21 protein-coding genes are annotated in these 23,158 nt (G+C 62.5%); 6 read left to right on the plus strand and 15 right to left on the minus strand.

What is annotated here, in order from left to right:
• Positions 1-87 precede the first annotated feature (87 nt).
• From AB3X86_RS30350 to AB3X86_RS30405, 12 genes are all read right to left on the minus strand, one after another.
• Positions 88-864: an ABC transporter ATP-binding protein gene (locus tag AB3X86_RS30350; RefSeq protein ID WP_368598826.1), complete on the minus strand. Its 777-nt coding sequence runs from the start codon at positions 862-864 to the stop codon at positions 88-90.
• Positions 864-2,648 (minus strand): ATP-binding cassette domain-containing protein, encoded by a 1,785-nt coding sequence (locus tag AB3X86_RS30355; RefSeq protein WP_368598806.1) that lies wholly within the window; start codon positions 2,646-2,648, stop codon positions 864-866. Before AB3X86_RS30355 ends, AB3X86_RS30350 begins: the two co-directional genes overlap by 1 nt.
• A 4-nt stretch (positions 2,649-2,652) precedes the next feature.
• Positions 2,653-3,708: a branched-chain amino acid ABC transporter permease gene (locus tag AB3X86_RS30360; protein ID WP_176380013.1), complete on the minus strand. Its 1,056-nt coding sequence runs from the start codon at positions 3,706-3,708 to the stop codon at positions 2,653-2,655.
• A gap of 220 nt (positions 3,709-3,928) precedes the next feature.
• A complete protein-coding gene (locus tag AB3X86_RS30365; protein ID WP_368598807.1) occupies positions 3,929-5,089 on the minus strand; it encodes an ABC transporter substrate-binding protein in 1,161 nt (386 codons plus the stop codon).
• 418 nt (positions 5,090-5,507) lie between these two features.
• On the minus strand, positions 5,508-6,674 hold the full coding sequence (locus AB3X86_RS30370) for an ABC transporter substrate-binding protein (protein WP_368598808.1): 1,167 nt from the start codon (positions 6,672-6,674) through the stop codon (positions 5,508-5,510).
• Between the two features lie 558 nt (positions 6,675-7,232).
• Positions 7,233-8,204, minus strand: a complete 972-nt coding sequence (locus tag AB3X86_RS30375; protein WP_176110669.1) for a branched-chain amino acid ABC transporter permease — start codon at positions 8,202-8,204, stop codon at positions 7,233-7,235.
• Positions 8,204-9,088 (minus strand): branched-chain amino acid ABC transporter permease, encoded by an 885-nt coding sequence (locus AB3X86_RS30380; protein WP_176109917.1) that lies wholly within the window; start codon positions 9,086-9,088, stop codon positions 8,204-8,206. The genes AB3X86_RS30375 and AB3X86_RS30380 overlap by 1 nt, the downstream gene beginning before the upstream one ends.
• A 195-nt stretch (positions 9,089-9,283) precedes the next feature.
• Entirely contained in the window at positions 9,284-10,498 is a 1,215-nt protein-coding gene (locus tag AB3X86_RS30385; protein WP_368598809.1) for an ABC transporter substrate-binding protein, read from the minus strand.
• Positions 10,499-10,560: 62 nt separating this feature from the next.
• Positions 10,561-11,319, minus strand: a complete 759-nt coding sequence (locus AB3X86_RS30390) for an ABC transporter ATP-binding protein (RefSeq protein WP_176109915.1) — start codon at positions 11,317-11,319, stop codon at positions 10,561-10,563.
• Positions 11,316-12,095 (minus strand): ABC transporter ATP-binding protein, encoded by a 780-nt coding sequence (locus AB3X86_RS30395; protein WP_018418872.1) that lies wholly within the window; start codon positions 12,093-12,095, stop codon positions 11,316-11,318. Before AB3X86_RS30395 ends, AB3X86_RS30390 begins: the two co-directional genes overlap by 4 nt.
• A 299-nt stretch (positions 12,096-12,394) precedes the next feature.
• Positions 12,395-14,110 carry a GMC family oxidoreductase gene (locus AB3X86_RS30400; protein ID WP_368598810.1) on the minus strand — a complete coding sequence of 572 codons (1,716 nt, stop codon included), beginning with the start codon at positions 14,108-14,110 and terminating at the stop codon, positions 12,395-12,397.
• Between the two features lie 139 nt (positions 14,111-14,249).
• Positions 14,250-15,803, minus strand: a complete 1,554-nt coding sequence (locus tag AB3X86_RS30405; RefSeq protein WP_368598811.1) for a CoA-acylating methylmalonate-semialdehyde dehydrogenase — start codon at positions 15,801-15,803, stop codon at positions 14,250-14,252.
• Positions 15,804-15,950: 147 nt separating this feature from the next.
• On the opposite strand from AB3X86_RS30405, the gene AB3X86_RS30410 reads away from it, so the two are divergent.
• A complete protein-coding gene (locus AB3X86_RS30410; RefSeq protein ID WP_176380007.1) occupies positions 15,951-16,850 on the plus strand; it encodes a LysR family transcriptional regulator in 900 nt (299 codons plus the stop codon).
• Between the two features lie 241 nt (positions 16,851-17,091).
• Positions 17,092-17,628, plus strand: coding sequence for a class IV adenylate cyclase (locus AB3X86_RS30415; protein WP_368598812.1), 537 nt, complete (start codon positions 17,092-17,094; stop codon positions 17,626-17,628).
• Positions 17,629-17,714: 86 nt separating this feature from the next.
• Here the strand turns inward: AB3X86_RS30415 and AB3X86_RS30420 are convergent, their stop codons facing one another.
• Positions 17,715-18,206, minus strand: coding sequence for an Lrp/AsnC family transcriptional regulator (locus AB3X86_RS30420; protein WP_013090976.1), 492 nt, complete (start codon positions 18,204-18,206; stop codon positions 17,715-17,717).
• A gap of 146 nt (positions 18,207-18,352) precedes the next feature.
• Between AB3X86_RS30420 and phhA the strand changes: the two genes are divergently transcribed.
• Complete coding sequence (gene phhA, locus AB3X86_RS30425) at positions 18,353-19,243, plus strand: phenylalanine 4-monooxygenase (protein WP_368598813.1); 891 nt, start codon at positions 18,353-18,355, stop codon at positions 19,241-19,243.
• A 92-nt stretch (positions 19,244-19,335) separates the two neighbouring features.
• Positions 19,336-19,650: a 4a-hydroxytetrahydrobiopterin dehydratase gene (locus tag AB3X86_RS30430; protein ID WP_368598814.1), complete on the plus strand. Its 315-nt coding sequence runs from the start codon at positions 19,336-19,338 to the stop codon at positions 19,648-19,650.
• 104 nt (positions 19,651-19,754) lie between these two features.
• Here the strand turns inward: AB3X86_RS30430 and AB3X86_RS30435 are convergent, their stop codons facing one another.
• Positions 19,755-19,979, minus strand: a complete 225-nt coding sequence (locus AB3X86_RS30435) for a DUF3717 domain-containing protein (protein ID WP_368598815.1) — start codon at positions 19,977-19,979, stop codon at positions 19,755-19,757.
• A gap of 149 nt (positions 19,980-20,128) precedes the next feature.
• Here AB3X86_RS30435 and AB3X86_RS30440 point away from each other — a divergent pair, with 149 nt between their 5' ends.
• Positions 20,129-20,815, plus strand: coding sequence for a response regulator transcription factor (locus tag AB3X86_RS30440; RefSeq protein ID WP_013090980.1), 687 nt, complete (start codon positions 20,129-20,131; stop codon positions 20,813-20,815).
• A gap of 167 nt (positions 20,816-20,982) precedes the next feature.
• The gene (locus tag AB3X86_RS30445; protein WP_368598816.1) at positions 20,983-22,497 is read left to right on the plus strand and encodes a sensor histidine kinase; all 1,515 of its coding nucleotides are present in this window, start codon (positions 20,983-20,985) and stop codon (positions 22,495-22,497) included.
• An 87-nt stretch (positions 22,498-22,584) separates the two neighbouring features.
• On the opposite strand, the gene AB3X86_RS30450 is transcribed toward AB3X86_RS30445, so the two are convergent.
• The gene (locus tag AB3X86_RS30450) at positions 22,585-23,118 is read right to left on the minus strand and encodes an SET domain-containing protein (protein WP_368598817.1); all 534 of its coding nucleotides are present in this window, start codon (positions 23,116-23,118) and stop codon (positions 22,585-22,587) included.
• Between the last annotated feature and the right edge of the window lie 40 nt (positions 23,119-23,158).

The following is a 23,158-nucleotide window of genomic DNA, read 5'->3' on the forward strand; positions in this document are numbered from 1 at the left end:
TCTGAATGGTGAAACAATAAAAAAGCGGTGTGTTTCACGTGAAACACACCGCTTCCAAAGACAGCGATCGCCGAAAAAAGTGCGCGCTTATGCGACTTTTTTAGCCAAGCCGAGATAGGTTTCGATCACCCGAGGATTTTGCGCGAGGTCGGTCGCCGGCCCTTCCAGCGCCAGCTCTCCGGTTTCCAGCACGTAGCCGTAGTCGGAGATCTGCAATGCAGCCCGCGCATTCTGCTCGATCAGTAGCGTCGCGACGCCCGTCTGCCGCAACGCACTGATGATGTGGAAGATTTCCTTCACGATCAGCGGCGCAAGACCGAGGCTCGGCTCGTCCAGCATCAGCAGATCGGGCTTGCCCATCAGCGCGCGGCCGACCGCGAGCATCTGCCGTTCGCCGCCCGAAAGCGTGCCCGCCGCCTGCTTGCGCCGCTCCTTCAGCCGTGGGAACAGTTCGAACACCGGCTCCAGCTGATCGAGAAAGTTGCGCTCCCCTGCCCGCTTGCGTCGGTAAGCTCCAAGCAGCAGATTGTCCTCGACGGTCATCGAAGCGAAAAGCTCGCGCTTTTCCGGCACCAGACACATACCCAATGCGACCCGCTTTTCCACCGGCATCGCGCTGACGTCCTCTCCCTGATAGGAAACCGCGCCTTTCGCATGACCAGACGGCGGCAACGCGCCCATGATCGCATTCAGCAGCGTCGACTTCCCCGCGCCGTTCGGACCGATCACGGAGACGATCTGCCCCGCGCGCACCCTGATCGCCGCATTGTGCAGCGCCTCGACCTTGCCGTAACGGACCGACAGATGGTCCACTTCGACAATCGGTCCCGCGGCCGCCACGCCGGTCGTTGTCATGTTGTCCATCATTCCACCCCACCGAGATACGCTTCGAGCACCGCCGGATCCTGCTGCACTTCCTGCGGCAGACCTTCTGCGATTCGCGTGCCGAACTCCATCACCACGAGCCGGTCCGTCAGATTCATCACAAAATCCATGTCGTGCTCGACAAGCAGCACGCTCATCCCTTCCGCCTTTAGCTTGCGCAGCAGATCGGCGAGCTGCAGCTTTTCCTGATAGCGCAGACCAGCTGCCGGTTCGTCGAGCAATAGCAGAGTCGGATCGCAGCATAACGCGCGCGCAATTTCGATAATGCGCTGTTGACCGAGCGCCAGGCTGCCCGCTTCGTCATACATATGCTGTTCGAGGCCGACGCGGCGAATCTGCCGAGCGGCTTCGGCCATCAGCCGCGCCTCTTCCGAGCTGTTCAGCCGCACGACGCTGCGCCACACACCTGCATGGCCTCGCAGATGCGCACCGATCGCGACGTTCTCGAGCACGGTCATGCCCGGCAACAGCTTTACGTGCTGGAAGGTCCGGCCGATGCCACGCTTGACGATTTCACGTGAACTCAGCGCATCGATGCGCTCGCCGCGGAACGTGATCTCGCCGCTCGTCGCCTGCAGCACGCCGGTCACCAGATTGAACGTGGTCGACTTACCCGCGCCATTCGGTCCGATTAGCCCGATGATCTGCCCCGCTTTGACTTCGAAGCTGACATCGTTCACCGCGACGAGGCCGCCGAACTGCTTGCGCGCCTTGTTCACCGTCAGCAGGTCTTCGCCGGCCTGCGGCTTGTTGCGCTGCGGCAGAGGGACCGCGTGGTCTGCGAGATGCGCCCGCGGGCCACGCGGAAAAAAGCGTGCGACGAACGGCCACACGCCCTGCCGCGCATACTGCAGCAGCAGCACCATGATGATGCCGAACACGATCACTTCGAAGTTGCCGTTCTCGCCGAGCAGTTTAGGCAGCAGCGTTTGTAGATAATCCTGCAGCACCGTGAGGATTGCCGCGCCAAGCACCGCGCCCCAGACGTGCGAGACACCGCCCACCACCGCCATGAACAGAAACTCGATGCCGTGATTCAGCCCGAACGGCGTCGGATTCACCGCGCGCTGCAAGTGCGCGTACAGAAAGCCCGATACCGATGCAAGCACCGCCGCATAGACGAAGATCACGACGCGCATCCAGCCAGTATTGACACCCATTGCCTCGGCCATCAGACCACCGCCGCGCAGCGCGCGAATTGCGCGACCCGGACGGCTATTAAGCAGATTCTGAACAGAAACGACCGAACCGAGCACGACCAACCAGATCAGGTAATAGATATGGCGGCCGGACTCGAGGTTGATCCCAAAAACATTCAGCACCGGGATGCCGTTGATGCCGTCGTACTTGCCGAGCATCTCCAGGTTGCCGAACAGGTAGAACAGCGCAAGCCCCCACGCAATCGTGCCGAGCGGCAGGAAGTGGCCGGACAGGCGCATCGTCACGAGACCGAGCATCAGCGCGACCAGCGCAGTCACGATCACGCCCGCGATCAGTGCAAGCCACGGCGACACACCGAAGTTCGTCGTCAGATACGCGGTTGCATAAGCGCCGATGCCCACGAACGCGGCCTGCCCGAAGCTCGTCATGCCGCCGATACCGGTCAGCAGCACGAGGCCGATCGCAACGATCGAATAGAGACCGATGTAGTTCAGCAGCGTGACCCAGTACTCCGGCACATGAATCGGTTGCGGCAGAACCGGCAAAGCGAACAGCACCACGAGGAACAACCAGAAGAACTTCTTTTGCATGATCCGTTTCATCGTGTCACTCCCCTTCCTCTTCGGCATGCGGGCTCGCAAGACTGCGCCACAGCAGCACCGGGATGATCAGCGTGAACACGATCACTTCCTTATAAGCACTGGCCCAAAACGACGAATACGACTCCAGCAGACCGACGAGAATCGAGCCGGCCGCCGCGAGCGGATAGCTGACCAGACCGCCGATGATCGCGCCCACGAAGCCCTTCAAACCGATCAGGAAGCCCGAGTCGTAGTAGATCGTCGTGAGCGGCGCGACGAGGATCCCGCACAGTGCGCCGAGTCCAGCCGCCAGCGTGAACGCGAGGCGTCCCGCCTGCGTCGTGCCGATACCGACGAGCCGTGCGCCGAGCCGGTTCACCGACGTCGCGCGCAACGCCTTGCCCGAGATCGAGCGATCGAAATACAGATACAGCGCACCGATCAGCACGACCGCGGTGCCGATCACCCACAGGCTCTGCCCGGAGATCGACAACGTGCCCACGTTGAACGTCGCGTCGGAAAACGCGTTGGTGCGCGAGCCTTCGGCGCCGAACATCACGAGGCCGAGACCGACCATCGCGAAATGCACGGCCACCGCGACGATCAACAGCAGCAGCGTGGCCGCCTCCGCGATCGGCTCATAGGCAAGGCGATAAACGAACGGACCCATCGGGATCACGATCAGCAGCGTCAGCGCGATCTGCACGATCATCGGCAGTGGCTGCAGGAAGATGCCGCGCGTGAGCGCGTAGACCGCGATCGGAAACAGCAGGTACTTCCCTGCCAGCACAGGGAGCGTGCGCGCCGCATGACGACGCCGCTCAGCATGCCGCAATACGGCCACCGTCTCGACGACGAAGCATGCTGCGCCCATCGCCATCAACAGCCAGCAGGTGGCAGGAAACTTCTGCGTTTGCAGTGCGGCGAGCGTCAACGCGCCGTACGAAACGAACTCTCCTTGCGGGATGAAGATCACCCGCGTGACGGAGAACACCAGCACCAGCGCAAGCGCAAGCAGCGCGTAGATCGCGCCGGTCGTGATGCCGTCTTGCGCGAGGATCGCCGCAATTGATAGATCCATACTTCCTCGTCCTGAAGCGTCGAAATCGAAAAACCGGGAAACAGTCGTGACGGCGCGGCGCGTAGCCGGCCATCCATCTGCAATGTCTGAAAAGACAACCGCCGCGCCGGGTCACGGCGCGGCGGTCGATGCCATTGTCGTCGACCACAATGGCAATGCGGCGTCATGCACCGCAGATTGCGCGAGAGGCGCGTACCGCTAGTTGTTTTTGTAAATCGTCTTAGTCGTTCTGCAGCTTCCACTTGCCGTCGACGATCTGCACGATCACCCGCGCGCGCTGGTCGAGGCCGTTGTGGTCGTTCGCGGTGGTGTTCATGATGCCGTGCGACACCGCCAACTCTTTGATGTTTTCGAGCGCGTTGCGCAGCGCCACGCGGAACTCGGGCGTACCCGGCTGTGCGGTCTTCAGCGCGACGGGAATCGCAGCCTGCAACATCTGGCCGGCATCCCATGCGTGACCGCCGAAGGTCGCGACCGAACCCACGCCATAGGCCTTCTCATAGGCGTTCTTATAGGCTTCCGACGACTTCTTCACCGGGTTCGAATCCGGCAATTGATCGACGACGAGAATCGGACCGGCCGGCAGCAGTTCGCCTTCGCAATCCTTGCCGCATACACGCAGGAAGTCGTTGTTCGCGACACCGTGCGTCTGATAGATCTTGCCCTTGTAGCCACGCTCCTTCAGCGTCTTGGCCGGCAGCGCCGACGGCGTACCCGAGCCCGCGATCAGCACCGCGTCGGGATTCGCGCCCATCGTCTTCAGCACCTGGCCCGTCACCGAAGCGTCAGTGCGGTTAAAGCGCTCGTTCGACACGATCTTCAGGTTGTGCGCTTTCGCGACGGCCTCGAACGTCGAGTTCCAGCTGTCGCCATAGGCGTCCGAGAAACCGATGAAGCCGACCGTCTTCACGCCGTGGTGCTGCATGTAATCGGCGATTGCGTCGGCCATCAGGCTGTCGTTCTGAGGCGGCTTGAACGCCCATGCGCGCTTCGCATCCATCGGCTGAATGATCGCTGCCGACGCCGCGAGCGAGATCACCGGCGTCTTGCCCTCAGCGGCCGGATCGAGCATCGCGAGCGAATTCGGCGTGACGGTCGAGCCGATGATCGCGTCGACGTGGTCTTCGTCGATCAGCTTGCGCGTGTTCTGCACCGCCTTGCTGGTGTCCGACCCGTCGTCGAGGATGATGTATTGCACGCTCTTGCCGCCGATCTCCTTCGGCAACAACGCGATCGTGTTCTTCTCAGGAATTCCGAGCGACGCGGCCGGCCCCGTCGTCGACAACGTGACGCCGATCTTCACCTGCGCGAATGCCGCCCCCGCGCCGCACATCAGCGCCATCGCGATGCCGGTGCGTACCCAATGCCTTGTCTTTTTCATTGCGAGTCTCCAAACGCCTTCAAAAGCGCCTATCTATAAGCCGGCTTGCTGGGCCGGGTGTCTGAATCTAGTGAGCGAGTTCAGGTGTGCCAAGCATGGTTTTCCCTGCTCGGCGCGCATACCTTCCCCGCTTTGTCGGGTACCGCTCCTCTCGCGTCGCGCGAGTGCGCATTCGCGTCATACGCCGCGTTTCCTTGCCGCGGCTCCATTCCAACCAGACTTTCATAAACCACTAATATGTTAGTAGCTTGCGTTCTGCATTATCGACGGTCAAGAGAGCGTGCGCTAAATGCGGGTTTGTCCTGAAGCACCGAAACCACACTTTTAAGCGCTGCAGACACCTCGCCCGGGTAACAAAAAAAGACGCGTCAACTGCACGCGTCTTTTTCGATGAGGTCCCGTGGCGCAGAGCCTTCGCTCAGTCGCCGGCCAGCTTCCACTTGCCGTCGACGATCTGCACCATCACGCGCGCCCGCTGGTCGAGTCCGGCGTGGTCGTTCGCGCTCATGTTGAAGATGCCGTGTGACGCGGGTACATCTTTCGTGCCTTCGACTGCGGCACGCAGCGCGTCGCGGAATGCCGGCGTGCCCGGTTGTCCCTTCTTCAACGCGAGCGGGATCGCACGCTGCAGCAGCAGACCCGCGTCCCACGCATGACCACCGAACGTCGACACCGAACCCGCGCCGTACGCCGTTTCATACGCATGCTTGTACGCGAGCGCGCTTTTCTTAACCGGATTCGCCTCGGGCAATTGCTCGGCGACCAGCAGCGGGCCGGCGGGCAGCCACGTGCCTTCGCAATCCTTGCCGCACACGCGCAGGAAGTCGTTGTTCGCGACGCCGTGCGTCTGATAGTACCTGCCCTTGTAGCCGCGCTCCTTCAGCGTTTTCTGCGGCAATGCGGCCGGCGTACCCGCGCCGGCGATCAGCACCGCGTCCGGATTCTGCGACATCATCTTCAGCACCTGGCCCGTGACCGACGCGTCGTTGCGCGCGAAGCGCTCGTTCCCGACGATCCTGATCTTCGCGAGGTCAGCGGCTTTGCTGAATTCCTTGAACCAGCTCTCGCCGTACGCGTCGGAAAAGCCGATGAACGCGACCGTTTTCACGCCGTGATTGGCCATGTGCTGCGCAATCGCCGTGGCCATCAGAATGTCGTTTTGCGGCGTCTTGAAGACCCATGCGCGTTTCGCGTCCATCGGTTCGACGATGCCCGCGGCCGCGGCCAGCGAGATCATCGGCGTGGAGGTTTCGGCGGCAATGTCGATCATGGCGAGCGAATTTGGCACGACGGTCGAGCCGATCAATGCATCGACGTGGTCTTCGCTCGTGAGCTTGCGGGCGTTCTTGACCGCCTGGGTGGAATCGGTTGCGTCGTCGAGGACGATGTAGTCGATCTTCTGGCCCGCTACTTCTTTCGGCAGCAGCGCAATGGTGTTTTTTTCCGGAATACCGAGCGATGCGGCCGGCCCTGTTGCCGACACGGTGACGCCGATTTTCACGTCCGCGAATGCATGGCCGCTCCATGCAGCCGAAACCCCGGTGGCGACCAATGCCGCGCTGATCCAACGCAATGCCGACTTCATCCTGCTCCTCTATTAAATCCGTTATTCAATTGCAATTAAATCCACGGATTTAATTGCCAACCCAGTGGTCGGTGAATAGCGAGTTTAGCGGACGCAAGTGCCGTGCTGCAAGCATTTCGAAGGCTTGTGATGTTTAACTGCAGCGGCTGCCGAGGAATAAAAAATGGCGCGCGAAATAAGCGGGAGATGGCATCAAGTAATTCGAAAAACACAAATGAAAAAGCGCTGTTGGATATCAATCCAACAGCGCTTTCTTCTGGGCACTTAGTGCCTCAATTGTCTCCTCGTTCTCCACCTGCAAATTCGTGGTGCATCAGAACTGGATGAAGATTAAACGACGACCCCAGCAGTCACAACTAGCAATTACCCTAGTGGTGCACTGCGGCACCGGATTGGGGCGTGTTATGCCCATTTCATCACAAGGTTCGCCACAGGTTCGCCCACACCCCTGATCCAGCCGACCTTCAGCACAAGCCCCAATTAGATCGGACGTCGAAGCAATCACGTATCGCACTGCATCAAGCACGCGCCCTCCCGAGCGGGATCAGGCAGCCAATCTCAAGCCCGCAACGGTCGCACCCGCGCAACGATCTCACCGACGATGCCGCGCCGGAACGCCAGCACACACGCGATGAAAATCAGCCCCGTGACGATCGTCACCGATTCGCCGAGCGAGCGAAACCACTCAATGCCGGTCATCGACGCGAGCGCCGAGCCGATATCGCCGAGCCGGTCTTCGAGCGACACGATCAGTGCGGCGCCGAGCAGCGGCCCGAACAGCGTGCCCATGCCGCCCACCAGCGTCATCAGGATCACGAGGCCGGACATCGTCCAATAGGCATCGCTGAGCGTTTCGAAGCCTTGCACGAGCACCTTCAGCGAACCCGCGAGACCCGCGATGCCGGCCGACAGAATGAAGGCAAGCAGCTTGAATCGGTCGGTGTCGTAGCCGAGCGACACCGCGCGCGGCTCGTTTTCCTTGATCGCGACGAGCACCTGCCCGAACGGCGAATGCACGATCCGCACGATCAGCAGGAACGCCAGGACGATCACCGCGAGCACGACGAAATACAGCGCGACATCGGACGAAAGACTCAACAGGCCGAACAGCTTTCCGCGCGGCACGCCTTGCAGACCGTCTTCGCCGTGCGTGAATGGCGCTTGCAGGAACACGAAGTAGACCATCTGCGCGAGCGCGAGCGTCACCATCGCGAAGTAGATGCCTTGACGGCGAATCGCGAAGAAGCCAACGACGAGGCCAAGCAGCGTGGCCGCCGCGGTGCCGCTCAGCACGCCCACCTCAGGCGAAAAGCCGAGCGTCTGCATCGCATAGCCCGTCACATAACCGGCCGACGCGAGAAACATCGCATGGCCGAAGGACAGCAAGCCCGTGTAGCCGATCAGCAGATTGAAGGCGGCCGCGAACAGCGCGAAGCACAGCACCTTCATCACGAAGAGCGGATAGATGCCGAGCACCGGCACCGCGAGCAGCACGATCAGCAGCAGACCGTAGAGCACTTTTCTCTGCATCATTTTTCCCTGCCGAAAAGACCCGCCGGACGCACGAGCAGCACGAGCGCCATGATCACGAAGACGACGGTCGCCGACGCCTCGGGGTAGTACACACGCGTCAGTCCTTCGACTACGCCGAGCATCAGGCCGGTCAGAATCGAGCCCATGATCGAACCCATGCCGCCGATCACGACCACCGCGAACACCGTGATGATCATCGGCTGGCCCATCAGCGGCGAGACCTGAATCACCGGCGCGGCGAGCACGCCGGCAAACGCCGCGAGCGCGACGCCGAAGCCGTAGGTCAGCGTGATCATCAGCGGCACGTTGACGCCGAATGCCTCGACGAGCTTCGGGTTTTCGGTGCCCGCTCGCAGATACGCGCCAAGCCGTGTCTTCTCGATTACGAACCATGTCACGAAGCACACGATCAACGACGCGACGACCACCCACGCGCGATAGTTCGGCAGATACATGAAGCCGAGATTGGTCGCACCCGACAGCGCCGACGGCACGTCGTACGGCTGGCCCGACGAGCCGTAGATCGAATGGAACACGCCTTCGATCACGAGCGTGATGCCGAACGTCAGCAACAGGCCATACAGATGATCGAGCTTGTAAAGCCAGCGCAGCATCGAGCGCTCGATCGCGACGCCGACGAGTCCGACGATCAGCGGCGCGAGCACGAGCATCACCCAGTACGGCAGATTGAAATACGACAGCCCCATCCACGCGAGCATCGCGCCGAGCATGAACAGTGCGCCATGCGCGAAGTTGATCACGTTGAGCAGGCCGAAAATCACAGCCAGCCCGAGGCTCAGAATCGCGTAGAACGAGCCGTTCACGAGCCCGAGCAGAAGCTGGCTCAGCATCGCCGGCAGCGGAACGCCAAAGATGTCCATTGAAGCCCTTAGCCCTTCAAGCCATCGTCAAGGTGAGATAGGTAACGCACGATCCGGCCGGCACGCGACGAGCCGCGACGCTGCCCATCACGTGCGGCATCTGAAACGGTTACCCGCCAGCGCGTACCCCTGCTGCGCCGGCGGTTCTCTCAGGTCGGCGCGGTCCCCGACCGCATCCTGCCCTCCCCCCCGTGCTTACTTCCACATCGCGCAGCGAGTCTGCGCCTTGGTCGTGAAGGCCTGATCGCCCGGAATCGTCGCCATGATCTTGTAGTAGTCCCACGGCTCCTTCGATTCGGCCGGCGTCTTCACCTGCATCAGGTACATGTCGTGGATCATGCTGCCGTCCTGACGGATGTAGCCCTTCGCGTAGAAGTCGTCGATCTTCGTCTTGCGCAGTTGCGCCATCACCTTGTCCGGATCGGTCGAGCCCACCGCCTGGACCGCCTTCAGATAGTTCATCGCCGCCGAGTAGTCGGCAGCCTGCAGGCTCGACGGCATCTTCTTCATCTTGTCGAAGTAGCGCTGCGACCATTTGCGCGTGTCGGCGTCCTTGTTCCAGTACCAGCTGTCGGTCAACACGAGACCCTGCGTCGTGTCGAGACCGAGGCTGTGCACGTCGTTGATGAACATCAGCAGCGCAGCGAGCTTCGTCGTCTTGGTGATGCCGAATTCCTTCGCGGCCTTGATCGAGTTGATCGTGTCCCCGCCCGCATTCGCGAGGCCGAGGATCTGCGCCTTCGACGCCTGCGCCTGCAACAGGAACGACGAGAAGTCCGACGCCGACAGCGGATGACGCACCGAGCCGAGCACCTGACCGCCATTCGCCTTCACGACGTCCGAGGTCGCTTTTTCGAGCGCCTTCCCGAACGCGTAGTCGGCGGTCAGGAAGTACCACGTCTTGCCACCCTGCTTCGTAACCGCCGAGCCCGTGCCGTTTGCGAGCGCGGTGGTGTCGTATGCGTAGTGGATCGTGTACGGCGTGCATTGCTCGTTGGTCAGCGTATCGGCGCCCGCGCCGACGTTGATGTAGACCTTGTGCTTCTCGCCCGCGACGGTGTTCGTCGACAGAGCGGTCGCCGAGTTGGTGCCGCCGATCACCACGTCGACGCCATCGCGGTCGAACCATTCGCGAGCGCGCGACGCCGCGATGTCCGCCTTGTTCTGGTGATCCGCGTACAGCACCGTGATCGGCTTGCCGTTGACCTTGCCGCCGAAGTCGGCGACCGCCATCCGGATCGCTTCAAGACCGCCCTGCCCGTCGATATCCGCGTACAGTCCCGACAGATCCGTGATAAAGCCGATCTTCACGGCATCGTCGGCCGCTTGCGCGCTGCCCAGCGTCAGTGCGGCGCCGGCGGCGACCGCGAAGCAGAGTGAGGCAATTCGCGCGAGTGGGTTCTTTTTCATGCATGTCTCCTGGTTCTTCGCTTGTGGTTATCAGAGGCAGTCGGGCGCGTGCGTGTCCGTGTCTATACGCCCAGCAAATCGTGCAGCACCGGCATCTTGCCTTCGAGCTCGCTAGCCCCGAAATGCTCGACGATCATGCCGTGCTCCATCACATAGAAACGATCCGCGAGCGGCGCCGCGAAGCGGAAGTTCTGCTCGACCATCACGATCGTGTAGCCGCGCGCCTTCAACGTGATGATCATCCGTGCAAGCGCCTGCACGATCACGGGCGCGAGCCCCTCCGAGATTTCGTCGAGCAGCAGCAGATTCGCGCCGGTGCGCAGAATCCGCGCGACCGCGAGCATCTGCTGTTCGCCGCCCGAGAGCCGCGTGCCCTGGCTCATGCGCCGCTCGTGCAGATTCGGGAACATCGCATAGATTTCCTCGAGCGACATCATGTGCGCCTTGTCGCCGACGGGCGGCGGCAGCAGCAGATTTTCCTCGCACGACAGACTCGAAAAAATACCGCGCTCTTCGGGGCAATAGCCGATGCCGCAATGCGCGATGCGATGCGTGGGCAGGCCAATCGTTTCGCGTCCATCGATCCGGATCGAACCGGTACGGCGGCCCGTGAGACCCATGATCGCGCGCAGCGTCGTGGTGCGGCCCGCGCCATTGCGCCCGAGCAGCGTCACGACCTCGCCACGGCCGACCGACAGATCGACGCCGTGCAGAATATGGGATTCCCCGTACCAGGCTTGCAGTCCCGCGATGTCCAGCGCGGGTGCGCCGCTTTTCGTTTCGTTCGCTTCGAGGCCTTCGCGCTCGACCGTCGTATTCATGCGTGGGCTCCGGCGAGCGCCGCGTCGGCGCTGCCCATGTAGGCTTGCATCACGAGCGGATTCTTCGACACTTCCGCGTAGCTGCCCTCGGCGAGCACTTCACCCCGTTGCAGCACGGTGATCGTGTCGGAGATACCGGCGATCACATTCATGTTGTGTTCGACCATCAGGATCGTGCGGCCCGCCGATACTTTCTTGATCAACGCAGTCACGCGGTCGACGTCCTCATGACCCATGCCTTGCGTCGGCTCGTCGAGCAGCATCAGTTCGGGCTCCATCGCGAGCGTGGTCGCGATTTCGAGCGCGCGCTTGCGGCCGTAGGCGAGCTCCACCGTCAACACATCGGCGAAATCGGTCAGGCCGACCTGAGTCAGCAGATCCATCGCGCGATCGTTCAGACGCCGCAGCGTACGCTCGCTCTTCCAGAAGTGAAACGCGGTGCCGAGCGAGCGCTGCAATCCGATGCGCACATTCTGCAATGCCGTCAGATGCGGAAATACCGCGGAAATCTGGAACGACCGGATGATGCCGCGCCGCGCGATCTGCGCCGGACGTTCGCCGGTGATATCGACACCGTTGAAAACGATCTGGCCCGCGGTGGGTTCGAGGAATTTGGTGAGCAGATTGAAGCAGGTGGTCTTGCCCGCCCCATTGGGCCCGATCAGCGCATGGATCGAGCCACGGCGCACGCGCAGGTTCACGCCGTTCACGGCGACAAAGCCTTTGAACTCGCGGGTGAGGCCGCGCGTTTCGAGAATCGTATCGCCGAGAATCATGTTCCCTTCCATACGGAGTAAGGCGAAGCACTACGATCTTTCCGCGCGAAGTTCTGCGCGACTTGTTATTTTGGCGGCACCCCTTGCCGCTCGTTGGCGTGCTGCACCAATACGGACGGTGATCGTGGCGCGGCACGCAGCATGGCTGCCATTGTCGCCCCAATGATGCAGCGCATTCATTGGGATTTGCACTTAGTGGACGAGGCCTGCGGCGTGCGTGCGTGACATGCGGTTAGCCCGCTTCACGAACGCGGCGGAAATCATGACCGATCCGCTCAATTTCCATCGCACGTTGCATGTCACACAGATGACATCGACGCAGCCGCACCCATTTGCGCTGCGATGCTGCCGCTCACGCGCGCGCGACGATCCTCGCGGATCATGTCGCTCGCGCGTTCGGCGATCATCAGCGTCGGCGAATTGGTGTTGCCCGAGGTGATGTTGGGCATCACCGATGCATCGACGACACGCAAGCCTTCCACTCCGATAACCCGTAGCCGGTTGTCGACGACCGCGGCGGGATCGTCGGTCGTGCCCATGCGGCAGGTGCCGACGGGATGGAAGATCGTCGTGCCGACCGCGCCCGCGGCCTGCTGCAATTCTTCTTCACTTTGATACCGCAGGCCCGGCAGAATCTCCCGCGGCTGATAGCGCGCGAGCGCGGGCGCCGCGACGATGCGGCGCGTCAGACGTAGCGCGTTTGCTGCGACGTGGCGGTCGTACCCGGTCGACAGATAATTTGGAGCGATCAATGGTGGTGCGGACGCATCGGCCGACGCAATATGAATGCTGCCGCGCGACGTGGGGCGCAGCTGACACACCGACGCCGTGAACGCATTGAAGCGATGCAGCGGTTCGCCGAAGCGGTCGAGCGACAAAGGCTGCACGTGATACTCGAGATCGGGTCGGGTCAGCGAGCGATCGTCGGCATCGGACTTCGCGAACGCGCCGAGTTGCGACGGCGACATCGACATCGGTCCGCTCTGAAACAACGCGTACTGCATGCCGATCATCAGCTTGCCCCACCAGTGCGCGGACATCGTATTCAACGTGCGCACGCCCTGCACCTGAAACGCCATGCGCAGTTGCAGATGGTCCTGCAGATTCTCGCCGACGCCGCGCAGATCCTGAACGATCTCGATGCCGAGATTCTGCAGACGCGCACCATTGCCGACGCCGGACAATTCGAGCAGTTGCGGCGAGTTGACCGCGCCGGCGGAAAGGATCACTTCACAACGCGCTTTGGCGACATAGTCGACCTCGGCGCCACGATATTCGACTCCGGTGCAGCGGCGGCCGTCGAATATGACACGCTGCGTGTGGGCACCAGTAATAACTGTGAGGTTCTCCCGCTTCAACGCGGGCCGCAAAAACGCCTTCGACGCATTCCAGCGAATGCCGCGCTTCTGGTTGACGTCGAAGTAGCCGACGCCGGTGTTGTCGCCGCGATTGAAATCGTCGGTGGCGGGAATGCCGGTTTGCTGCGCGGCTTGCGCGAACTCTTCCAGAATCTTCCATTTGAGGCGCTGCTTCTCGACGCGCCAGGGTCCGCCCGCGCCGTGCGCTTCGTTGGCGCCGCCGTGGTGATCCTCGCTGCGCATGAAGACCGGCAGCACAGCGTTCCATGACCACGTGCTATCGTTGGTCACACGCGCCCACTCGTCGTAGTCTTCACGCTGACCGCGCATATAGATCATGCCGTTGATCGACGAACTGCCGCCGAGCACACGCCCGCGTGGATACGACAGCGTGCGGCCGTTCAGACCCGGCTCTGCCTGAGTCTTGTACAGCCAGTCCGTGCGCGGATTGCCGATGCAATACAGATAGCCGACCGGCACATGAATCCAGTGATAGTCGTCTTTCCCGCCAGCTTCTAGCAGCAGCACGCGGATCTCGGGATCTTCGGTGAGCCGGTTCGCCAGCACGCAGCCCGCAGTGCCCGCGCCGACAATGATGTAGTCGAACTCGCCTTCGAGCCGCCGTACGGCGCGAGGCGTACTGTCGGTATGACCCATCGTTCAGTCTCCTAAGCATTTTTTGCAGCGCAGGCGTGGAAGCTCGATCGCTTCCACGCCTGCGCCGCGACGCGCTTTTATTCGCTTTTACTCTTTTGCTCGCGCGTTCGCCGACTTGATGCGGCGCAAAGCCGCCAGCTTATTTGGCGACCGGCATCGTGAACTCTGCGCCCTTCGCAATGCTGTCGGGCCAGCGCTGCATGATGCTCTTGTAGCGCGTATAGAACCGCACGCCTTCCTCGCCGTACGCGTGATGATCGCCGAACAGCGACTTCTTCCAGCCGCCGAACGAATGCCAGGCCATCGGCACCGGAATCGGCACGTTGATGCCGACCATGCCGATCTCGATCTGCCGGGAAAAGGCGCGCGCAATGCCGCCGTCGGACGTAAATAGCGACACGCCGTTCGCAAACTGATTCGCATTGATCAGCTCGACCGCCGAGGCAAAGTCGGGCACGCGCACGACGCACAGCACCGGTCCGAAGATTTCTTCGCGGTAGATCTTCATGTCGGGCGACACTTCGTCGAACAGCGTCCCGCCGAGGAAAAAGCCCTTCTCGTGCCCCACGACCTGATGAGCGCGTCCATCGACGACGAGCTTCGCGCCCGCGGCGACGCCAGCGTCGATATAGCCGACCACCTTGTCCCGATGCGCGCCGGTGACGAGCGGCCCCATCTCGGCCGCCGCTTCCATGCCGTTGAGGATCTTCAGGCTCTTCACGCGCGGCGTCAGACGCTCGATCAGTTCATCGGCGATATGCCCCACCGCGACCGCCACCGAAATCGCCATGCAGCGCTCACCGGCCGAACCGTAGGCGGCGCCGATCAGGGCGTCGACGGCCTGGTCGAGATCGGCATCGGGCATCACGACGAGATGATTCTTCGCCCCACCCAACGCCTGCACCCGCTTGCCGTGCTTCGTGCCTTCCGTGTAGATGTATTCGGCGATCGGCGTCGAGCCGACGAACGACAGCGCGCTCACTTCGGGATGCACGAGCAGTGCATCCACTGCGACCTTGTCGCCGTGCACGACGTTGAACACGCCGTCTGGCAGGCCCGCTTCCTTCAGCAGTTCGGCGAGCCGGATCGATGCGGACGGATCGCGTTCGGACGGCTTCAACACGAAGGTGTTGCCGCACGCGAGCGCGACCGGGAACATCCAGCACGGCACCATCATCGGGAAATTAAACGGCGTGATGCCGGCGACCACGCCGAGCGGCTGGCGCAGATTCCAGTTGTCAATGCCGCCGCCGATCTGATCGGTGAAATCGGTCTTCAGCAGGTTCGGGATACCGCACGCGAATTCGACGATTTCGATGCCGCGCATCACTTCGCCCTTGGCGTCGGAAAACACCTTGCCGTGCTCGCGCGTGATCAGCTCCGCGAGTTCGTCGTGATGGCGGTCAAGCAGTTCCTTGAACTTGAACAGCACCCGCGCGCGCTTGATCGGCGCGGTTTCGCTCCACGCGGGAAACGCGGCTTTGGCCGCGGCAACAGCAGCGTCCACCTCAGCGACGCTCGCGAGCGGCACGCGCGCGCTGACGCTGCCGAGCGCCGGATTGAACACGTCGCCGAAGCGCCCGCTCGTGCCTTCGATGGTCTTGCCGTTGATGAAATGGCTCAGCGCACGTGCGCTCGCCGCGCTGCGTGCGGCGTCGTGCTGCGCGGTTGCGTCGGAATATGTCTCGCTCATCTCGTTCCTCTTTTGCTGTGAAATCTCCCGCTTCGCGCTCGACACCGCGCGCCGAAGCATTGCTCAACGCTCAGCGTACGGCGTCTATGAGCGACAAATCCAATGAGTAATGCTCAACTGCGCTATAAGCCGCGCTAATATCAGGATATGGATCTGACTCTGCTTAGGGCTTTCGTCACCGTCGCACGCGAGGGCAACCTTACGCGCGCCGCGGTGCAACTGCATCTGACCCAACCCGCCGTCAGCCTGCAAATCAAGCACTTGCAGGAAACGCTCGGCGTCACGCTGTTCACGCGGACTTCGCACGGGCTCGCGCTGACGCGCGACGGCCAGGCGCTGCTGCCGCACGCCGAACGCGCGCTCGGCGCGGCAGCCGACGTACAGCGCGCCGCGCAGACGCTCCGTCAGGAAGTGCGCGGGCGCCTGCGCATCGGCACCATTCTCGACCCCGAGTTTTTGCGCCTGGGCGGCTTCCTGAAGCAACTCGTCGAGACCTGGCCGCAGATCGAAACCGCGCTGCGCCACGGCATGTCGGGCTGGGTGCGCGAGCAGATTCGGGCGGGCGAGCTCGACGTCGGCTATTACATCGGCCTGCCTTCCGACGACGATACCCGCGACGGCGCCACGTTCCACGCGGTCACGCTCACGCATTTCCAGTATCGCGTGCTCGCGCCGGCGGGCTGGAAAGATCGCGTGAAGGGTGCGCGGGACTGGCGCTCGCTCGCGGCGCTGCCGTGGATCTGGACACCGCCGGCGTCCGCGCACAACCGGCTGCTGTCGCGCTGTTTCGGCGAGGCGGGTGTGAAACCGGTCAAGGTGGCCGAGGTGGACCAGGAGCCGTCGATGCTCGATCTGGTCAAGTCGGGCGTCGGTCTCACGCTTGCGCGCGACGCGACCGCAATCGCCGAGGCGCATGCGCACGCGCTGACGATCGTCGATGGCATCACCGTGCCGACGCAGTTAAGCTTCATCACGCTCGACGAGCGCAAAGACGAGCCGGCGATCGCGGCCGCCTTGAAGCTGATCGATCAGCAGTGGGCGATTTGAGCGAGGACCGTCTGACGCACTGCGATATGAGTCTCGCTAATGCCCGCACTCGTCCCACCTGCCGCCCGGGCTGAAAGCATTCCGTCACGAAGTTTTTGCTAGATTGTCGGTTTGCGCTCGCGCACGCGCCCTCGTAGCGCTTTCCGTTCCGCCCGACTTCGTCCCTTCCGGGCGGCTTCTCCCCGGCACCACCAGCGGCCCCGGAAGCCGTCGATCACTCCGCCCATCCAAAGGAGCCCACATGGCACGCAACATCGAAATCAAAGCCCGCGCCCAGCATTTCGACCGACTGCGCGAGCGCGCCGCGCAGCTCGCGACGGACGCGCCGCTGATCTTTCGCCAGCAGGACTTTTTCTACGACGTACCGCGCGGCCGCCTGAAGCTGCGCCAGTTCGACGACGGCACGCCGGCCGAACTGATCTTCTACCAGCGCGACGACCGCGACGGCCCGAAGGCGTCGTACTACACGCGCAGTCCTGTCACGAATCCCGAAGCGATGCATTCGCTGCTCGCGACCGCGCTGACCACGCGCGGCATCGTCTCGAAAGAGCGGCACGTGTATTTGAGCGGCCGCACGCGGATTCATCTGGATCGCGTCGATGGTCTCGGCGATTTCATCGAACTGGAAGTGGTGCTCGCGCAGGACGACGACGAAGAAGGCGGCCACGCCGAAGCGGAAGCAATGTTCAAGAGTCTCGGCGTATCCGAAGCGGATCTGGTGCCGGTCGCGTATGTCGATCTGCTGAATGCCGACGACGAGCCGAAGCGGGCAGCATAAAGTTCGCGTGCCTGTAGGGGCCGCGGCGCGGCGCGCGCGGCTCCCTCTTCCTGCCGGTCGACACCGCCGGCAACGGCCTCAAGCCTTCAAACCGGCGCCGCCCCCGGCGCAAGATGCCCGAGCGGCAACGGCCCATTGCGCTTGAACGTGGTCAGCACGATATTCGAGCGCACGCTATCGACGCCCGGCACGCGCATCAGCTTCTTCATCACGAAGGTCGACAGATAATTCAGATCCGGCGCGACGATGCGCAGCAGATAGTCGGCATCGCCGACGACCGCGTGACACTCCAGTACTTCGGGCAGCACGTCGATCTGCTGCTGAAACTGCTCGATGATCGAATCGCCGTGATGCTTCAGCTTCAGGCTCGTGAAAGCGGTGACGCCGAGGCCGAGCTTTTCCGGCCGCAACACGACCCGATAGCCATCCACCACGCCGACCTGTTCCAGCCGCTGCAGCCGTCGCCCAATCTGCGACGGCGACAACGGCACCTGCTCGGCCAACTGCTGATGCGTGGCGCGGCCAAAGCGCTGCAGCACGTCGAGCAGCGCGAGATCGAAGTGGTCGAGTTCAAGCATGTTGATGTCCCGCAGAAATTGGCTAGTTAACGCGCGATTATCGCATACCTCTTTGTTTTCACGCCTCATTTGCGCCCATTCCGCATGTACTCCGCTCTACACTCGCATGTACCGATTTCCTGCGATTTCCCCGTTAAAGCTTCGCCATGTCCGCCGCCAGCACCGCCAAACTCAAACAACAGTTCGACGCCGGTCTCGAGACCCGAGCCGACTTTACGATCGAGCAGCCGCTCGAACGCTACGGCAGGGTCGACCATGCGGTCTGGCAACAGCTGTACGCGCGCCAAACCGCCTTGCTGGAAGGCCGTGCGTGCGATGAATTCCTCGCGGGAGTCGAGCGTATCGGCCTGCCGTCGGAGCGCGTGCCGTCTTTCGACGACGTCAACGCGAAGCTGACGCCCTCAACCGGCTGGCGCATCGTCGCCGTGCCTGGCCTCGTGCCGGATCAGGTGTTCTTCGAGCATCTGGCGAATCGCCGCTTTCCGGTTACGTGGTGGATGCGCCGACCCGACCAGCTCGACTATCTGCAGGAGCCCGACTGCTTTCACGATCTGTTCGGCCATGTGCCGCTATTGATCAACCCGGTGTTTGCCGACTACATCCACGCGTACGGCCGCGCCGCGCTCGCCGCCAATGAAGCGGGCGCGCTGCCGCTGCTCGCGCGGCTCTATTGGTACACAGTGGAGTTCGGGCTGATCCGCGATGCCGCGAGTCCGAACGGCGTGAAGATCTACGGCGCCGGCATCGTCTCGAGCAAGGCCGAGACGGTATACAGCCAGCAAAGCGCTGCGCCGAACCGGCTCGGCTTCGCGCTGGAACGTGTGATGCGCACGCGTTACCGCATCGATACGTTCCAGCAAACCTACTTCGTCATCGATGACTTCGCGCAACTGTTCCGCGTCGCACAAACGGACTTCGCGCCGCTGCTGGCGAAGCTCGCCAATGCACCGGCCCACGCAGCGGGCGACGTGCTCGACGGCGACCGCGTGATCTCGCGCGGAACCCGCGCGGGATGGCAAACCAGCGGCGACGTTTAAACGCCAAGCCGCCTTAGACCCACCCGGCCCGGCACACGGCGAGCGTTGCGCAATCGTGAAAAAATATCCGTTTCGCCCGCCTGCCGGCGAGCGTGTTCGACCAACGAGGTGACTCCATGATTCAGAAACTGACTTCCGACGAGCGCACCCAGCAACTGGGGAAACTGCATCGCTGGGAAAGTGTGGCGGAGCGTGACGCGATTCGCCGCAGCTTCGAATTCGCCGACTTCAACGAGGCGTTCGGCTTCATGACGCGCGTGGCGATCAAGGCGCAGGAAATGGATCATCATCCGGAGTGGTTCAACGTGTACAACAAGGTCGATATCACGCTGTCCACCCATGAAGCGAACGGCGTGACCGAACGCGACATCGCGCTTGCGACATTCATCGACAGTGTTACTACCTAATACAAATAATTACGGGTCCTTGTGCGTGTTTATATACAACTTGCCGCGTAATCGGTCCACAATGAAAGGACAATGCAGGCAATACCCTGGGCAAACCTTCAGTTCTACAGGCTATCCTTAAGTAGAACGTAAGCTTCCCAGGCCTGCCTTGCAATCGGGTCAAAACGATCGAGTGATAGCGACTTCTGACGCTGTACAATCAGCAGCGCATACGGCTTGGATAGTGCGCTTGCCTCCTTGCACAGAACGTGTTCGTCGCCGCTCGAAGGTGAGCGGGCGCGCCAGAAGTTGATCGCGGCTTCCAGTTCGTGAATGCTGATCTCGGACATGACTTCGTGATGACTGGCACGGCGCTTCGAGTCGACTCGACAGCTGCTTCGTGGGGCCTCTGCCGCCGCGTCGCACGCTGGCTGTGTTGCCGGCGCCCCGGCGAACCGCTTGCCAAAACGCCTAAACCCATTGTACTTGAGCGAAATCCATGCGACTCCTTCTGATCGAAGATGACCGCCCCATCGCACGCGGCATCCAAAGCAGTCTCGAACAAGCCGGCTTCACCGTCGACATGGTCCATGACGGCATCTTTGCTGAACAGGCCCTCACCCAAAACCGCCACGAACTCGTGATCCTCGATCTGGGTCTGCCGGGCATCGACGGCATGACGCTGCTGTCGCGTTTCCGCCAGAGCAACCGTCACACGCCGGTGATCATCCTGACCGCGCGCGACGAATTGAACGACCGCGTGCAAGGCCTGAACTCCGGCGCGGACGACTACATGCTGAAGCCGTTCGAGCCGGCCGAGCTGGAAGCGCGCATTCGCGCGGTGATGCGCCGCAGCGGTCCGCACGGTGACATGCCGCGTCCGGAAGTGTCACTGGGTGGCGTGCGGCTGTCGGGCGTCGACCGCCGCATCTTCAACGACGACAAACCGCTCGAACTGTCACCGCGCGAATTCGCAGTGCTCGAAATGCTGCTGCTGCGTCACGGCCGCGTCGTCAGCAAGGCGCAATTGCAGGATCACCTGACGCACTTCGGCGGCGATCTCGGCGATACCGCGATCGAAGTCTACGTGCACCGTGTGCGCAAGAAGCTCGAGAACTGCCGTGTCGAAATCGTCACCGTGCGTGGCTTTGGCTATCTGTTGCAGGAAATCCGCCAGGCCGCATGATCGTCGTGAAGGCCGCGCATTGCGTCGCGGCCTGACGGCGCCGGACCGGCGCCGCGCATCGGCTGTGCCCGCTGCGCGTCGTGCCGGACCCCAGACTGTCTCAAGGCGCTCCGCGCCGTTGCTACCGCAGTTTCCACCGCAGTCACGACTTCCCCGCGCCTACGATCATGCACCAGCCGGCCGCCAATAGTCTGCGCCGCACGCTGCTGCGGCGCCTCGCTGCTCCCCTGTCGCTGCTCGCGCTAATGAGCGGTCTGATTGCCTACTGGCTCGCCTGGCAGTACACGCAGCACGTGGTCGACCGTTCGCTCGCGGACCTCGCGACCGCTATTTCCAAACAGATCCAGATTGCCGGACCGGAAGCGCCGATCACGGTGCCGCCGCTCGCGCAAGCGATGTTCTCCGACCCGGTCGAACATCTGGTCTACCGGATCAGCACCGGCGACAGCGAAATCGCCGGCGACCATAATCTGCCGCTGCAAGGCACCAACGTGCGCCGCATGCATTACGCGTACGTATTCGAGACGCAGCACGAAGGCGTGACCGTGCGGGTCGCTCAGGTGCGCGTCGATCAGCCGGGCGGCAATCCGATCGTCGTCGAAGTCGGGCAGCCCGTGCATCACCGTTACCGCATCGCCGCGGAGTTTCTGATCGCGATCATGATGCCGTTGCTGCTGCTGCTGCTCGCCGGCTGGGTGATCGTGTGGCGCGTCGTCAATCAGCAGCTCAATCCGCTGACCGCGCTCGCCGATTCGCTGAACCGGCAAACGCACACGTCGCTCGAGCCGGTCGACGAAACCTATGTGCCGGTCGAGATCCGTCCGCTGACGGGCGCGCTGAACGCGCTGCTCGATCGTCTGAAAGCCGCCCTCGATGCGCAACGTAAATTCATCGCCGATGCCGCGCATCAGCTGCGCACGCCGCTAACCGCGGTTAAGCTGCATGCGGAGCAGGCGGTGGTCGCGCGCGATCCGCAGCAGACGCTCGCCGCCGTGCGTGAACTGCGCGCCGCGGCCGATCGCGCCGTGCGGTTGTCGAATCAATTGCTGTCGCTCGCGCGCGCCGAGCCGGGCGAACAGGCGGCCCGCTTCGTCAATCTCGACATGGCCGCGCTCGCCTTCGACACGGGCGCCGAATGGGTGCCGCGCGCGCTAGCGGTACACGTGGATCTCGGCTTCCAGCGCCTCGACGATCCGTCGAACGACGACCCGTTGATGGCTCGCGGCAACCCGGTACTGCTGCACGAAGTGATCGCGAATCTGCTCGATAACGCGCTGAAGTATGTGCCGCCTTCGCGCGCCGACGGCGGACGCATCACAGTGACGGTTTCGCAGACCCTGATCGACGATCTGCGCATGGCCGAGATCGTCGTCGAAGACAACGGGCCGGGCGTGCCGCGTTCGCAGCAGGCGGATCTGTTCAAGCGGTTCTTCCGCGGCGACGGGCAGACCGAGGCTGGCGTCGAAAGCGGCGCGGGTCTGGGCCTTGCGATCGTCCACGACATCATGGTGCTGCATCACGGCAGCGTGCATTACGAGGACGCGCCGGAGGGTGGCGCTCGCTTTATCGTGAGGATTCCGTTGCTGCCGCCCAGTGCGTCGGCAGACGCTGCCACCGCCAGCGATGCCAACGAGCGACGCGCCACGAAAAAACCGGCGCACTCGGCGCCGGTCGATTTGTAGAAGGTTTGCCGGGCTGGCTGCCCCGGCGGCATTCGCCTTGGCGCCTCGATCAGCGCAGATAGCTAATGCCGCGCGCCGGCCCGCGGCTCATTTCTTCTTCGATTTCTTCGCCGATTTGCTGGACTTCTGGTCCTTGTCGGCACCTTTACCCGACTTGCTGCCGCTCTTGCCCTTTTGCGGCGGCGCCAGCATCGTGCCGCGGCACTTGCGCGCGCCGCAACGGCATTCGTATTCCTTTTTCAGCTTCTTCGTCTGCCGCGCGTCGATCACGAGGCCGTAGTCGTAAAAGATTTCCTCGCCCTCCGCGATATCGCGCAGCGCATGCACATATACGTGTCCGTCGATTTCCTCGGCTTCGCAGTTCGGCGCGCATGAATGATTGATCCAGCGCGCGCTATTGCCATTCACTTTGCCGTCGATAACCTTGCCGTTATCCAGCGCGAAATAAAACGTGTGATTCGGTTCAGCCGGATTATGCGGATGACGGCGCAACGCTTCTTTCCAGGTAATCCGCTCGCCCTTGTATTCGATCAGTCGTTCGCCCGCCGCGATCGGTTCGAGAGCAAACACGCCTTTGCCGTGCACACCCGAACGGCGCACGGCGATCCTGCGTGAATTCATTGAATGAATCCTTGTGAAGAACTGGGGGATCAAGTCTGGC

This window comes from Paraburkholderia sp. BR14374 (assembly GCF_040948685.1).
In the GTDB taxonomy this organism is placed as follows: Bacteria; Pseudomonadota; Gammaproteobacteria; order Burkholderiales; family Burkholderiaceae; genus Paraburkholderia; species Paraburkholderia youngii.